Source organism: Acinetobacter terrae (assembly GCF_013004375.1).
Taxonomy (GTDB): Bacteria; Pseudomonadota; Gammaproteobacteria; order Pseudomonadales; family Moraxellaceae; genus Acinetobacter; species Acinetobacter terrae.
The window spans coordinates 71,247-86,384 of sequence record NZ_JABERI010000010.1 but is presented as its reverse complement, the minus strand read 5'-3'; the positions used below and the strand labels follow the sequence as shown (position 1 = coordinate 86,384).

Sequence of the window (15,138 nt, the reverse complement as noted above, 5' to 3'; positions counted from 1 at the left end):
AGACAAGTAATGCTCCACAACTTTTAATTTAAATTCTTGAGAATATTTAGCCATTAAAAAGCACCCTTCAAATTAGACTAAGAGTGTCCAACTTTCGGGGTGCAGATTATTAAGACGGGTTTTTTTAAATCAGCTCAGTCTTATAGACGAACCAATTCCACAATTTTCTCAGCCAATTCTTCAACCGACTCTTGCGTGAAGCTTACATCTGTACCTTCTGCAACAGTGGTAATGACTGCAATACCTGTTTCACGAAGAAGTGCAACTTGAGCAGCATCAAGGTCAGCTTTCGCTATCGCTACAATGCCTTGTTGAAGCAACAAGTTTTCAAGCACTTGCGCATTTTCCAATGCTTTAGCCGATACAGTGATTGACGCAGGTTTTTGACCTAAACGTGCCGCACGATCTTCCGCTGTTACAGGGTTGGTATGTGCAGACCATTCAACAGTATCTTCCACCATACCCGCACCAATCGTTACGTTATTCAAACGATCAATGAAGATAAACGAACCTGTATAACGGCTGTCTTGATAACGGTCAAATACCACTGGCGCATCGAATTCAACAGTAACATTGGCAATGGCATTCAGCTCAAGGTGATCCACTTGCATTTGCTCAAGTGTGTTCACATTGGTACGGAAGTTAATGCCAGTCACTTTGGCAGGAACAGTTTGCGTACCAATTTTGATGTTATACAACTTGCCAAGCACAAGCGGTTGATCCGCCATCCATACCACGGTCGCTTTTACAGAACGTGAAATGGCAGGAATACCCTGATCCGCACGAATCAACATATTACCGCGTGAAACGTCAATTTCATCGTTTAACGTCAATGTTACCGCTTGACCTGCAAATGCATGTTCAAGGTTGCCATCAAAGGTTACGATTTCTTTAACTGTTGAAGACTTACCCGATGGTAAAGCTACAATTTTATCACCCACGTTGATTTCACCAAGCGCAATCGTACCTGCAAAACCACGGAAGTCGAGGTTAGGACGGTTTACATACTGCACAGGGAAGCGGAAATCACGTTTCGCGGTATCACGGTTAATTTCAACAGATTCTAGTGAACCCATTAAAGTTTGACCGGTATACCACGGTGTATTTTCAGACTTGTTCACCACGTTATCGCCATTCAATGCTGAAATAGGCGTAAAGATGATGTTGCTTGGCTTACGGTCGCCCAATTGGCTCACGAAGTTTGCATAGTCGGCTTGAATTTCATTGAAGCGCGCTTCAGAGAATTCAACCAAGTCCATTTTGTTGATTGCAACAATAATGTTCTTAATACCGAGCAAGCTTGCAATATAAGTATGACGACGGGTCTGGGTTTGCACACCGTAACGCGCATCAATCAAGATGATCGCAAGGTCACAAGTTGAAGCACCTGTAGCCATGTTACGCGTGTATTGCTCATGCCCCGGAGTATCTGCAATGATGAACTTACGTTTTTCAGTAGAGAAATAACGATACGCCACATCAATGGTAATACCCTGTTCACGTTCAGCTTGCAAACCATCTACAAGTAACGCCAAGTCAGGTGCATCACCCGTTGTACCGACTTTCTTAGAGTCGCGGGTTACAGCTTGCAATTGATCTTCATAAATCAATTTTGAATCATAAAGCAGACGACCAATTAAAGTCGATTTACCATCATCCACGTTACCGCAAGTCAGGAAACGCAACAGGTCTTTATTTTCATGTTGTTTCAAATAGCCCAAAATATCCTGGCTAATTAATTCTGATTGATGAGACATCGCTCAAACTCCACAAATTCGTTAGAAATCGGTTTTAATCCACCTAAGTCCTCCTTTACTAAAGGAGGACTTTCCCCCTCTTTCATAAAGAGGGGGTTAGGGGGAGATTAGAAGTAGCCTTCCTGCTTCTTCTTCTCCATCGAGCCTGCTTCATCATGGTCAATCATACGACCTTGACGTTCAGAACTTGTGGCTAAAAGCATTTCTTGGATAATTTCCGGCAAGGTGTTGGCAGTTGATTCAACCGCACCCGTTAATGGGTAACAACCTAAAGTACGGAAACGTACCGATTTCATTTGTGGAACTTCGCCTTCTTTTAAAGGCATACGTTCATCATCAACCATAATCAGTGTGCCACTACGTTCAACCACAGGACGTTCTGCAGCCAAATAAAGTGGTACTAATGGAATGCTTTCCAAGTAGATGTATTGCCAGATATCAAGCTCAGTCCAGTTTGATAATGGGAACACACGAATACTTTCGCCTTTGTTCACTTTACCGTTGTAAAGATTCCAAAGTTCAGGACGCTGGTTTTTAGGATCCCAACGGTGCTTCGTGTCACGGAAAGAATATACACGTTCTTTAGCACGTGATTTTTCTTCGTCACGGCGCGCGCCACCAAAAGCAGCATCAAAACCATATTTATCAAGTGCCTGTTTTAAGCCTTGGGTTTTCATGATGTCGGTATATTTAGAACTACCATGATCAAACGGGTTGATCCCAGCGTCTTTACCTTCTTTGTTCTGATGCACGATCAAATCGAAACCATGGGTTTTGGCCATGTTGTCGCGAAATGTGATCATATCTTTGAACTTCCAGCCCGTGTCTACATGCAGTAGCGGGAATGGGAGTTTTGCAGGATAGAATGCTTTTAAAGCAAGATGCAGCATAACTGCAGAATCTTTACCAATGGAATACAACATGACCGGATTTTCAAATTCGGCAGCCACTTCACGGATAATGTGAATACTCTCAGCTTCAAGCTGTTTAAGATGAGTAAGTCTTTCCTCATTTATGGACATTGACAACACCAGCTCAGATCAACGTGTACTTATTACACTTTTAAAAATATATATATTCATTATAAAGATTTAGTTATCCCAACTATTGCTTGTTTTATTATATTGATATGCAAAATTGTCATATAAAGCTTATCTAATAATGAGTATAAGTTTTTATTAATGATTCACTTAAATAATGTTTTGTTATTTTACTTAAGCCTAGCGACTACCACAACCCAACATTAAAATTTACAAAATCTAAGCTGATCGATATTTTATCTAAAACCTATATTTTATTCAGTCTGGAAATTTCATACAGTAGCCAAACTCTCTTCCCTCTCCTATGTTCTTTTGAATTATGCCTACGCGTACTATCGACACCGTTAAATCCAGCCTAGAACATGCACAACTTGCCGGCTATATCTATCAACACAACAATCATTTACTGGTTCTTCAAGAACCCTTAAATGATGATGGTTCTATGCTGAATAACTTTGTTCAACATGAGCTTACTGCTGACCAAATCGGGCTTCAATTTGGTCTACGACTTTCGGATAATCATTTTGATTTTTTGATTGGGGTGACTCATAGCAATCAGGATCGAATCTACGAAATTGGTGCGGGAAATTTGAAGGCCGATCAAAAGGCATTTAACTTGCTTTATGCTTTTTATAATTATCCCAAAGCATTTTATTTGGTCAGTCTTCCTCTTGCAGCGAATAGCGCACAACTTGAAGAAGCAATTGAAAACCAATTGTTCAACCAACCCAAATTAGATTTTCTGAATACTGCAATTAAAACCAATCCAATGGGTCAACAAGTCAATTGGATGAAAAGCTTTATTGTGCAACAAGCCTTAGACATGAAAGTCCGGATTCAGACCTGTTTGAATTAAGGTCTGCTTAAATTTCAAGACCTGATTGTTTTGAGATACCTTTCATTCAACTCATATAATCAAAGTGTGGATGATCGGTATCTCTTAGGCTTTTACCGCATTTCTATTTTTATAGGATGGTTAATTTAAATCATCCTCTATATAAACTTTCCTAAAAATATTCCTAAATAAAATAATTAGACAACTCAACAAGCGACATCACATTTATCTCTTCATTAATTCATTTATTTGTTTTTTTAGACAAATTTATTCTTCAATGCTATCTTTAATTAAGTTTGATTTTTAAACAAAAACCAATAACTTGAATAATTTACGCGAACAAATAGATAGAGATAAACATTAATGTGGGAACTCATTACTCATCCTTCCAACCTCATTTTCAGCGTTTCTCTTTGCCTGATGTTGCTATTGGGTATTTTAGAACTGATTTTGCTTTTACTGGGTGGTGGCTCTCAAGGATTCTTGGAGCAATTTTTACCGGATGATTTAAGCACTGCACAACATGCTGAAATTGGCGTCGATGCCGATCAGAGTATTTTTACCCATGTTTTAGACTGGTTGTATTTGGGTCGTGTGCCACTTTTTGTCTGGCTGATTATTTTCTTAACCGTTTATGGTTTAACCGGTTTTATCATCCAAGGTATTTTCTATCATTTTACCGCACACTTTTTTAGTGCATGGATTATTGCCCCTGCCGGTCTGTTCTTGAGCATGCCATTGGTACGCTATAGCGCCATGATTATTGCGAGAATTTTACCGCAAGATGAAACCACTGCTATTTACAGTGAAGAATTGATTGGACGCACGGCGGTGATTATTTTAGGGGAAGCCAAAATCAATTCACCTGCCCAAGCCAAAGTTCAAGATCAGTTTGGACAAACCCATTATGTTTTAGTTGAACCCGAACAAAATGAAATATTTACTCAAGGTCAGTCCGTGGTCTTGACCCAAAGAACTAAAATTGGCTTTCAAGCCATTACCCTTTAATTTTTACTTTTAATAAAACAATTGAGATAACTGAGATAACAATGCTAATGTCGAATTTATACAACATCTTAATCATCGCGGGTGTAATTTTTGCCGCTCTGATCATTATCGGGATCATTATTGCCAGACTGTACCAACGTTCAAGCAAAGAAATTTCTTTTGTCCGTACAGGTTTTGGTGGGGAAAAAGTTATTTTAGGTGGCGGTGCCATTGTACTGCCTGTGCTGCATGAAACTATCCCGGTCAACATGAACACACTGCGTCTGGAAGTTCGTCGTGCAGATGACCAAGCCCTGATCACTCGTGACCGTATGCGTGTGGACGTTATGGCAGAATTTTATGTTCGGGTTAAACCTACAGCAGAATCAATTGCAACTGCAGCCCAAACTTTGGGTCAAAAAACCATGTCACCGAATGAATTAAAGAACCTGGTCGAAGGCAAATTTGTTGACTCATTACGCGCAGTTGCAGCTGAAATGGCGATGGAAGAACTACATGAAAAACGTGTCGATTTCGTGCAAAAAGTTCAGCAAGTGGTGTCCGAAGATTTATTTAAAAATGGGTTAGAACTTGAAACAGTATCACTGACTGGTTTAGATCAAACTGGTTTTAAATACTTTAATCCGCAAAATGCATTCGATGCGGAAGGTTTAACCAAGCTTACAGAAACCATCGAAGACCGTCGTCGTAAGCGTAACCATATTGAACAAGATACTGACCTAGCCATTAAAACCAAGAACCTGGAAGCTGAACAGGCACGCTTGCAAATTTTGCGTGAAGAAGAATATGCAAAAATGCAGCAAGAACGTGAAATTTCAATTCGTAAAGCCGAACAACAGGCAGAAATTGCAATGCAAGAAGCTGCAAAAAAACGTGAAGCGGAAGAAGCACAAATTGCTGCCGAGCGTGAAGTCGATTTAAAACGTATTACTGCGGCACGGGATGTTGAAAATCAAAACATTCAAAAATCGCAAATTATTCAACAAGCGCAAGTGGAACAAAAGAAAACCATTGAACTGGCTGAACAGATTCGTGCCATCGCCATTGCCGAAAAATCTCGCGAAGAATCAGAAGCCAAAGCTTCAGCTGACCGTGCCCGCGCAGAAGCGGTAAAAGCCGAAGAAGAAGTGATTACAGTACGTGAAACGCAACGTGCAGAACGTCAAAAAGCAGTTGAACTGGTTGCAGCAAAACAAGCCGCAGAAAAAGATGCAATTGCCATTACCGTTGCGGCAGAAGCAGGCAAAAAAGCAGCCATTGATGATGCGGAGGCCGTTCGTATTGCTGCTGAAGCCAATGCTGAAAAAGAACGCCTAAAAGCCAAAGGTGAAGCAGATGCTAGAATTCTGTTGGCACAAGCAATGGAAAAACAATACCAAGTCGATGCTGAAGGTACTCGTGCGGTCAATGAAGCCAATAACATCTTGTCTACCGAACAGGTTGAAATGCAGATTCGCTTGGCCTTATTAAAATACCTACCCGAGATTATCCGTGAAAGCGTTAAACCGATGGAAAATATTGATGATATTAAGATTCTGCAAGTCAGTGGCTTAGGTGGGATTGGTGGTAGCAGTACTCAAGGTGAAGGCTATTCGGATCACGGACAAATTGCCTTGTCTGATCAAGTGGTAAACAGCGCCTTACGTTACCGCACTCAAGCCCCGCTCATTGATAGCTTGATGAATGAACTGGGTATTCAAGGTGGTGATATCAATGGTTTAACGCAAAGTTTAAAGCCTCAAGTGACTACACCTAAGTAAGTCTTCAAAATTCAAAAAATGCAGCCTAAGTAGGCTGCATTTTTTTATTTCAACCTGAATAAATTTTATACAATTATTCTGCATAAACTTACTTGAGTTACACCTGTAGAACGCTACATTATCTGCTGTATTGCATATATAGAAAATAATAATGACTCACTCTATTTATCCCGCCTTGCGGTTTAAAGAAAATGCCAAAGCTGCATTGGAATGGTATTGTTCCATTTTCCCAAATAGCCAAATTATTCAAGAACAGGACACTGCGGTAAAAGCACAATTTGCAGGTGTCCCATTTATTGGTATTAATGGTGGTTCCCCCTTTACCACCAATCCCTCTATTTCTTTTATGGTGATTTGTGAAAGTCGTTCTGAAATTGATAAATTCTGGAAGCGCTTGATTGAAGGTGGTTCTGCGCTGATGGAATTAAATCAATATCCATGGAGTGATTATTATGGCTGGCTACAAGACCAACATGGTTTTAGCTGGCAACTCTATTTAGGCAAATTATCCGATGTAAATCAGCAAAAAATTGTCCCGACCCTGATGTATTGCGGTGCATATCAAGGACAGTGTCTGGCAGCATTAAATTTCTATCAAAGTTTATTCAAAAGCTTTCGGACTCAAGGCATTTTAAAATATACCGAGGGTGAATTTACCAGACAAGTGAAGCATGCTCAAGTGATTGCAAATGACTTTACCCTCATGGCAATGGACAGTGGTATTACACAAGATTTTGAATTTAGTAAAGCTATATCCTTAGTCATTGAATGTGAAAATCAAGCTGAAATTGACTATTACTGGAATGGAATCACCTTGCATGGCACTGAAGACTGGAGCAGTTGGTGTAAAGACCAATTTGGTGTCAGTTGGCAAATTGTCCCGAAAAACTTATGGCAGATTTTAAACAATAACCCTCATGCCCCAGATGCTATATTCAAAATGAAAAAGCTTTCTATTCAAGATTTGATTCAAACTCAATAACTTTTATTAGCCCAAATCTGATAACACTATAGCCACGACTGGTTTCTGAATTTCAAAAGAACAAAGTGGCCATATAGTGAACAATCAGCTTAAAACGAGTATAAAAAAATGATAAATTTAAAAAAAATATATAAAAATAGTTTCACTCACTGCCTTTATTTAAGTATAGGTTGTCTGCCTTTGTCTGCAAACTCTGCGGATTTAACTCAAATTAAACATCACCCCATTGATGAGATTGTTCAGCAGAATACCGTCAAAAAATCAGTGCCATCTGCAAAAAAAACCACCAAAATTGATCAGATGCGCATTATGCATATTGATATTGACTACGTATATGACAAAGACAAAAAACAGCAACAAGAAAATATTCAGGCTTTAATAGAACGGATTCAACAAATTCAACCCAATACCATTTTCTTACAGGCTTTTGCTGATCCAGATGCGAATGGGTCGGTAGATCAAGTTTACTTTAAAAACCGTCACATCCCATTAAGAGAAAATCTTTTTCCGCTCCTTGTGAAGCAAATTCGTAGCAAGACTGAGGTGAAACATATATATGCTTGGCTGCCTTTAATGGCTTGGGAATTTCCAAAAAGCTACCGCATTCCCTATGTTTCACATAGTGAAGGCGGGAAGCAGGGCTATATTCGGGTTTCTCCATTTGACCAACAAAATCTTAAATACGTTGCTGAAATTTATTTAGATTTTATGAAGTCCAATTCAGTCGATGGCGTGCTCTATCATGATGATATCACTCTCAGCGATTATGAAGATATTTCTGCTCCTGCCCGAAAAACGTATCAAGCGTGGGGGTTTAATTCAGAGCAGGTATCAAAACTTCACAATTCTCCAAAACAAGCACCATTAGCTCAACACAAAACAGCATATCTTGACCAATTTGCTGAAGGTATTAGCAAGATACTTAAACAACAGCAACCCAATATCCTTACTGCACGGAATATGTATGCACCCGTGGTATTGAATCCTGTTAGTGAAAATTGGTTTAGTCAGTCGATGCCAAGTACTTATCAATACTATGACTACAATGCCATTATGGCGATGCCCTATATGGAAGAAGCAGATGATCATCAGCAATTTTATTTAGACTTAATCCACCAGTCAAAAAAATACGATCCTAAATTGGATCGTACTATTTTTGAACTTCAAGCTGTGAATTGGAAAAATAATCAGAAACTTTCAACACAAGAAATTATTGAGACTATACAGTTTTTAGAAAAACATGGGGTAAAACATATTGGCTATTACCCCGATGACTTTGTCAATGAACATCCTCAACCTTCTAGGCTGAAATCCGCTTTTTTAACTGATGATTAACCTCGAAAAATTCTAGTTTCCCTTGTTCATCATAATAAAGAGTTAAATTTTTAGCCAGTTGCATATTTAGGATATCGACTGTATTGACTTTAAAACTACTGGCTAACTGTTTTTCATCTATGGCTAATGGAGCTCTACGACGATCTTCTCCATGAAAGCGAGCCCAATTATAAGTTGCCCAAAGCAGCAGTACACAAATAAAGATGGCAATCATGGCGATGATATTCATTAGACTCAGCTGGCTATTGGGTGCAGCTTGTATCACCATTTGCTGATAAATAGTTTTACCTTCAACCCACCAGAAAAACATCGTTATCACTGGCATAAACAACCACATGAAAATGAACCACCCCACGATTTGCAAACTGTAACCCATGCTCTTATTTCGTACATATTCGGGTCGATCAATATATTCAGGAAGTTCTAACTTTGACTCATCCTCAATAAGATAATATTTATTTACATTAGTCATTTTCCATCTCTCCTCTAAATCCACGGTCTGGGCTAACCCATCGCGCACGTTTTTGAGTTTTGAAAATTGTTTTAGGTAATGCAACGACCGTGGTCAGCATGGTGAGAATCCAGAAGAACAAAGGATACCAAATGACCCAAAAATAGTTCCTGAAGATTCGATCTTTATCGTAAGGTTTATCAATACATAGACTGACAAAGAATTGAACAAGACAAGTCATTCCTAGAATGACTCCATACCATTGAGGAAAGAGAGATTGAATTGCCCACTCTCCTGGTAAAGAGAAAAACAGACCATATAAATATAAGACAATAATACCAGACATCACGTATGCCCAAACTACACTGACAATTGATTCCAGTGCAATCGGCCACATGCGACGTAGGTTCCATTTTAGTAGACTTGAGGAATAAGCAAACAGGACTTCAATTCCACCCTGAGCCCAACGTAAACGTTGTTTCCATAACCCATTCAATGTTTCTGGCATATAGATGTAACATAATGCTTTGGGTACATACTGCAGATCCCAATGATCGAACTGCAAACGCCAAGACACATCAATATCCTCTGTGATCATGTCATCACGCCAATAACCAATGCGGTCTAAAGCAGTTTTACGAAAACCTGCAATTGCACCTGACACGGTAAAAATACGTCCATAGGTTCGTTGTGCACGTTTAATCAAGCCAATAATAGATGAAAATTCACCGACCTGAATTTTACCGAGGATGCTAGAACGATTGACAATACGTGGATTACCCGTCACCGCTCCGACACGAGGATAATTGGTCAAATGGTACATCATCCATAACACAGCATGCGGGTGTAATAAGGCATCACCATCAATACAAACCAGATATTCATTTTGACTGACCATGGCACCTGCACGAAGCGCATAGGCTTTACCTTGGTTTTCAGCCAAATGAACCACTCTAAGTTTAGGATATTGCAGTAAAAGCTCATTTAAAATTTCAGCCGTTTTATCTCGACTACCATCATTTACCGCAATCACTTCAAAATTTGGATACTGCGTTTGCATCGCAAATTTAATGGTGTCTCTTACCTGTGCTTCTTCATTAAAACAAGGAATAATAATACTGCAGGCATGTTCACTAGCTGGCGGTATTGCAGGTTGTTTACGTTCATGCTTTAGATAAAACCAAATGCCGCCTGCAATCCAAATCCAAGCCATAAATAATGGATAGAAGAAAGCAAAACCAAAATAAAAATCACTGAATCGAAGTTGATTAAACCATTCCATTATTTCACTCCCTTAGCAAGGTTACGCTCATAAGGATTTCGATAAGTTAATGGACTACCGTTAGTGCTTAATTCCCGATAAAGATTTTCCTGAATCTTCTGTCCTTCGTCTAAGTGATAGTTATTAATCCCAATTTTTTGTACAGATAATTTTTTTAAGGTTTGATAATCATATTGGTACTGTTTCCATTCACGTTTTGTAGCATTGGGATTGACCGTAAAACTAAAAATCAAGCGCTGTATTTGTTCATCATTCAATTGTTGTAGCTGCTTTTGTATAGCTTTAAATATTTCAGGGTGACGTACCGGATCAAATTCAATATAAAGTAAATCACTAGGAGTTAAGCTCTGTTCAATTAATAGTTTTAACCCATCTACATGTTTATCTATTAAACTCATTTTGAGAACAGTTTGATAGTTATAACTAATATTGGTGTAATATTTTCCCTTTTCTTTAATACGCTCTTTAATTTCAAAAACTTTCTTCACTTTCTGGATACAAGCAGCATCCCAAGTTTTATTTTTTACCGCACATGCGAATTCATCACCTATTTCTAACATTAAGCCATTAATTGAAGAATTATTGTTGGCTAAATCGACTGTTAATTCCGCAAGATTTAACCCCTGTTCTGTTTCTATACTAATCGGCAGTTCTACATATACATTATTACCAATACGCGTACGTGCCTGCCACACTGTACGATTAAGCAGATCTTGGCGCATTCCCAACTGGCGATTGGGGAAATAAGCAACATCAATTTTTCCATCATTATCCTCATCAGCGACTGCTTTTAATAAAATGGTATCCGTTTTCAACGCATTAACTTGATCTAAAAACCGTCCCAGTTTTTGATCAAACGCTTGATTATTTGGACTGACCATGTCAGCCAAATCGAAACGGATAAAACTTCTTCTTTTTTTATATTCATCACGTGCAAAGGTCAAAAAATTTAACATTTCTGCATGTAACATTTCAGGTGTGGGATTACCCATCGCAAGAGCACGTTGATATGTCGCTCCAGAATCAGCAAGGGTAGACATACTGCCCAAGCTAAAAGACATTGGTAATCCTGCCTTTGCCGCGAGTTGCTCACTTTCTTTAGTCACTGCTCCATAAGGCCAGAAAATACCTTGGGTATTAATACCAAGTTCAAAATCTAAAATTTCTTTAGACTTTTTCAAGTCTGCCACTACTCGTTCCTGATAAGCTTGATCAGACTCGTATTTCTGAAGTTTAGGGAAATATTCACGGGTAATTGCAGCAGGCTGCATATTTTTTTGTGGATTGGCAAGAATACCTTTATGCAAATTGTCTGAGTGTGAAGCAAACTCAGCTAAACCTGATTCTTGCATTTCACGCATTTGATCCCAGTTCATTAAATTATTTTCACCATATGCCTCATACGCATCTTTGGTGTTGCCATTAATCCAACTTGTAGGAATCGCAAATACTGCAGGAAAATTATATTGTTTCAATAAAGGGAAAACCCGCGTGTAACTACTTAATGCACCATCATCAAAGGTTAATAATACTGATTTAGGAGGTAAACTTTTTTTATTTTGTCGTGCATTCCACACATCTTGCAAACGAATAGGATGCCAACCTTCTTGCTCAAGCCATGCAAAGTAACGTCCTAAGTTTCTAGTACTGATTGCATAAATATCTCGATCACCAGCTTGAGCAACATCATCTCGCACATCATGCAAAGTTACAGTAACAAATAATTTATCAGCTACTTCATTTGTAGTTTTAGTCACATTTTGAGCAAAACTTTCCGTTGGAATAACCAGAACAACCATCATCACAACAGAAAGTAAAGTTTTTATAACTTGTTTCATTAAAAAATTCCCTTGAAGCCTACTATTGCATAAGTCTTTTCTTCATCTTCACCATCATAAGGATGTGTGCCCCACCCTATACCATAGTTCAAACTCCATGTTCTAGAGAACTTCCAATCATGCTGATAGAACACGTTATAAATTGGCTTTGAAGAAATTCCATATTGTCCAAAAGTCCCAATCATTGCCTCAAAATGTTGTATGAAATCCTTCTCATATTTGCGCCAAGTAGTCCAATCATGTAGTAAAGTCAGTTCTGCACTATAACTTTCTTCAGGATTGAAATAATCAACCTGAACTTTATCGTTTTGACTGTAATAACCGCCCAAAGTCAAACTAGTAATATGATGGGGTGCCTGAAAAATCTGTTGTTTAAAGTATGTAGTAATCTCCTGACGCATATTGTCATCATCAATATCTGTCAGTTGATATATCACACTCGCTTCACGAGATTCATGCTGCCGCCAATTAACGCCAAAAGTATAGGACTGACCTTCATTCCCATTTTTAATGGCTTGTAAGGGAATATCAGCCTGACTATTAAATCCTAAGGCATACTGCCAATGATCGTTTAGACGTTGTGACCAATTCACCTGTACCCCAAAACGATCTTGATCTTGTTCATTGTCTATAGTTTGAGAAAACGTGATATTTGCATTTTTACGGCGAGATTCCCATTCAAGTCCAAGACCTACGCGTTGATCATCAATGTTACCTGCAGTGTAGTCAGCCGAACGAATGCGATGATCTACATACGTACGGAAATTATCAAAAAGCCACGGACTATTAATACGGGTTAAGTGATCTTTCTCGCGATTCCCTTTCAAGCGATTAAGCAAAGCTGAGTTATTAGACTCACTTTCTGAAAAAGTACTTTGATGCTGAATGGAGACACGATTGCGATCATCAAGTTCTTTTTTACTTTTTATTAATCCCGTATCTTCAGGCATTGTTTGCATAAGATAAGCATTTTGCCCACGCCATTGCTGGATATCCCCCAAGGCTTGCATGTTCTCTAAATGACTAATTTGCATCCCATTATCTATAGGCTCTATCCCATCCCACTGAGCTAATATCCATTCTGAGTGTTGTGGTTTTTCACGCAAGCGTTGAACAAATGCACGATTATTTTGATAAACTACATTATTGGGTGCTTGGGCGGCCAAGTTTTCAAAGTATTTTTCCGCTTTAGCATATTCATTTCGATACACATAATTAAGACCAACTAGAGCTAAATATTCACTACGATCATCATGTGGCACTTTATCTGCTCCTTTTGCATTGCTATAGCGAAAAGTAGGCAATAATTTGTCCATATCTAATAATAATTGTTGAGCTTCCTTAAATTTTTCCTGTTCAATTAAGGAATAATACAAACTTGAATAAAGTTTAAAATTGGGATAGTTTTTTTCTTTCAACAAAGTTTTATAGAGCTTTTCAGCTACTTTGGGTTGTTGAGTATTTAAATATGCATCTGCAATCGAGTGACGCACATAAGGTGGCATTTGATCAATCGGCAATCCAACTTTTGATATTTGTTCAAGCACCTTTTTTGAACTATTTTTCGCATTTAATGCATAAATATATTCATAGTAAAATTGCCGCTTTATACTAGGATCATCTGGCAACTTGGATTCATATTTTTCCATATCGGCGATGACTTGATCAAGCTTTTGATAAGGTTGGTTAGTTCCAAGATCTTGATAAGTATATAATTTAGAATATTGCTCAGCATTTTGAATGCGCTGGGTAAATTCGCTAATTTTAGCATTGATTCTAAGTTGTGGTTGTTTTGCGAGTATTTGATTATTTTGAATATATTTTTGAGCTTTGGCATAATCTGCATTTACCATAAGTGCCAATGCATACTGTTCTTGCGTACTACCATTATTTGGATTCTTTTCAACGGCTAAACTGGCGGCATTCAATGCCTCCACTGGCATATTTAAAATGCGATAGGCATAAGCAAGCTGAGCTAAATAATCAGGATCAATATAGTTGATATCGAGCGCAGATAAGGTTTGTTTCGATTCAAGAGTTTTACCTGCTTCTGCCTGTAATACCCCTATCCATACCACCCACATTTGATTTTGATCGGTCTGAGCGAATTTTTTCGCCCATTGTTCTGCCAATTCAAATTTTCTTAGATCGCGCAGGGCTTTAAGAACATCAACCTTTGCATAGTCTGGAAATTGAGCATTTTGTATGCCAGAAAGATATTTAATATCTTGTTCTGTAAATTTTTGATGTTCATATGAGATCACCACAAAGTCAGCAATCAGTTTCTGATTATTGGGTTGGAGCACTAATAATTGTCTAAGTTTTTGTACACCTGCATCTACTTGCCCTTGCTTAATCGAACCTACTGTTTCTTCACGTTGCGGGTCAACAGAGTCCCTATAGATTAATTCTGCATGCAAGAATGAAGAAAACAGTAAAGTGCCACAAGAGAGCGTAAGTATATTTAATTTAGAATTTATTTTATTCATATTTAAAATATTCATCATTCATCATTCATTGTTATTAATTATTGCTATGAAATAAACAATACCCTCAAACCTCCTGATATCAATACTCTTTTGTGTTTCATTTTGTGTTTTTAAATATTAATGTGATACTTATCACTTTATTTTAACCGTGAAAAATTTAATATTTATCTGGTTTATATTTTTTTCTATGAGAGTATTTCTGTTAAGAATAAATAGCACAGTCTATATTCGCTTATCAATTCGATAATTTTTAAATTAAAATTTTCCAACCTCTGCAAGATTTCATTTCAAACTAGTCATCATTTATTTTCTATAATTTTAAAAATACAATTAAATAAAAAAAGCCCTCAAATGAGAGCTT

The 15,138-nt window shown here is 38.1% G+C and carries 11 protein-coding genes; 5 read left to right on the top strand and 6 right to left on the bottom strand.

Annotation, left to right across the window (positions count from 1 at the left end; genetic code table 11):
• Positions 1-140: 140 nt before the first annotated feature.
• A complete protein-coding gene (cysN, locus tag HLH14_RS06265; RefSeq protein WP_067724033.1) occupies positions 141-1,757 on the bottom strand; it encodes a sulfate adenylyltransferase subunit CysN in 1,617 nt (538 codons plus the stop codon).
• Between the two features lie 107 nt (positions 1,758-1,864).
• Positions 1,865-2,773, bottom strand: coding sequence for a sulfate adenylyltransferase subunit CysD (gene cysD, locus HLH14_RS06260; protein ID WP_171255176.1), 909 nt, complete (start codon positions 2,771-2,773; stop codon positions 1,865-1,867).
• Positions 2,774-3,116: 343 nt separating this feature from the next.
• Between cysD and HLH14_RS06255 the strand changes: the two genes are divergently transcribed.
• From HLH14_RS06255 to pgaB (HLH14_RS06235), 5 genes are all read left to right on the top strand, one after another.
• Entirely contained in the window at positions 3,117-3,653 is a 537-nt protein-coding gene (locus HLH14_RS06255) for a hypothetical protein (RefSeq protein ID WP_067724031.1), read from the top strand.
• Between the two features lie 342 nt (positions 3,654-3,995).
• Positions 3,996-4,640, top strand: a complete 645-nt coding sequence (locus HLH14_RS06250) for a YqiJ family protein (protein WP_067724030.1) — start codon at positions 3,996-3,998, stop codon at positions 4,638-4,640.
• Positions 4,641-4,681: 41 nt separating this feature from the next.
• Positions 4,682-6,400 carry a flotillin domain-containing protein gene (locus HLH14_RS06245; RefSeq protein ID WP_067724029.1) on the top strand — a complete coding sequence of 573 codons (1,719 nt, stop codon included), beginning with the start codon at positions 4,682-4,684 and terminating at the stop codon, positions 6,398-6,400.
• A 151-nt stretch (positions 6,401-6,551) separates the two neighbouring features.
• A complete protein-coding gene (locus tag HLH14_RS06240) occupies positions 6,552-7,382 on the top strand; it encodes a VOC family protein (RefSeq protein WP_067724028.1) in 831 nt (276 codons plus the stop codon).
• A gap of 180 nt (positions 7,383-7,562) precedes the next feature.
• Positions 7,563-8,717: a poly-beta-1,6-N-acetyl-D-glucosamine N-deacetylase PgaB gene (gene pgaB, locus HLH14_RS06235; protein ID WP_228139727.1), complete on the top strand. Its 1,155-nt coding sequence runs from the start codon at positions 7,563-7,565 to the stop codon at positions 8,715-8,717.
• On the opposite strand, the gene pgaD is transcribed toward pgaB (HLH14_RS06235), so the two are convergent.
• Genes pgaD through pgaA form a run of 4 tightly spaced genes read right to left on the bottom strand, consistent with a single transcriptional unit; the run spans position 8,683 to position 14,795 of the window.
• Positions 8,683-9,189: a poly-beta-1,6-N-acetyl-D-glucosamine biosynthesis protein PgaD gene (gene pgaD / locus HLH14_RS06230; RefSeq protein ID WP_067724027.1), complete on the bottom strand. Its 507-nt coding sequence runs from the start codon at positions 9,187-9,189 to the stop codon at positions 8,683-8,685. The two genes, pgaB (HLH14_RS06235) and pgaD, sit on opposite strands and share 35 nt — an antisense overlap.
• On the bottom strand, positions 9,182-10,450 hold the full coding sequence (gene pgaC / locus HLH14_RS06225) for a poly-beta-1,6-N-acetyl-D-glucosamine synthase (RefSeq protein ID WP_067724026.1): 1,269 nt from the start codon (positions 10,448-10,450) through the stop codon (positions 9,182-9,184). The genes pgaD and pgaC overlap by 8 nt, the downstream gene beginning before the upstream one ends.
• Positions 10,450-12,288, bottom strand: a complete 1,839-nt coding sequence (gene pgaB, locus HLH14_RS06220) for a poly-beta-1,6-N-acetyl-D-glucosamine N-deacetylase PgaB (RefSeq protein WP_067724025.1) — start codon at positions 12,286-12,288, stop codon at positions 10,450-10,452. Before pgaB (HLH14_RS06220) ends, pgaC begins: the two co-directional genes overlap by 1 nt.
• Complete coding sequence (gene pgaA, locus HLH14_RS06215; protein ID WP_235940468.1) at positions 12,288-14,795, bottom strand: poly-beta-1,6 N-acetyl-D-glucosamine export porin PgaA; 2,508 nt, start codon at positions 14,793-14,795, stop codon at positions 12,288-12,290. The genes pgaB (HLH14_RS06220) and pgaA overlap by 1 nt, the downstream gene beginning before the upstream one ends.
• Between the last annotated feature and the right edge of the window lie 343 nt (positions 14,796-15,138).

What these genes read in the sequence shown, in the direction of transcription:
- cysN (WP_067724033.1), bottom strand. Translation starts at nt 1,757, where the DNA reads ATGTCTCATCAATCAGAATTAATTAGCCAGGATATTTTGGGCTATTTG.
- HLH14_RS06255 (WP_067724031.1), top strand. Translation starts at nt 3,117, where the DNA reads ATGCCTACGCGTACTATCGACACCGTTAAATCCAGCCTAGAACATGCA.
- HLH14_RS06250 (WP_067724030.1), top strand. Translation starts at nt 3,996, where the DNA reads ATGTGGGAACTCATTACTCATCCTTCCAACCTCATTTTCAGCGTTTCT.
- HLH14_RS06245 (WP_067724029.1), top strand. Translation starts at nt 4,682, where the DNA reads ATGCTAATGTCGAATTTATACAACATCTTAATCATCGCGGGTGTAATT.
- HLH14_RS06240 (WP_067724028.1), top strand. Translation starts at nt 6,552, where the DNA reads ATGACTCACTCTATTTATCCCGCCTTGCGGTTTAAAGAAAATGCCAAA.
- pgaD (WP_067724027.1), bottom strand. Translation starts at nt 9,189, where the DNA reads ATGACTAATGTAAATAAATATTATCTTATTGAGGATGAGTCAAAGTTA.
- pgaC (WP_067724026.1), bottom strand. Translation starts at nt 10,450, where the DNA reads ATGGAATGGTTTAATCAACTTCGATTCAGTGATTTTTATTTTGGTTTT.
- pgaB (WP_067724025.1), bottom strand. Translation starts at nt 12,288, where the DNA reads ATGAAACAAGTTATAAAAACTTTACTTTCTGTTGTGATGATGGTTGTT.
- pgaA (WP_235940468.1), bottom strand. Translation starts at nt 14,795, where the DNA reads ATGATGAATATTTTAAATATGAATAAAATAAATTCTAAATTAAATATA.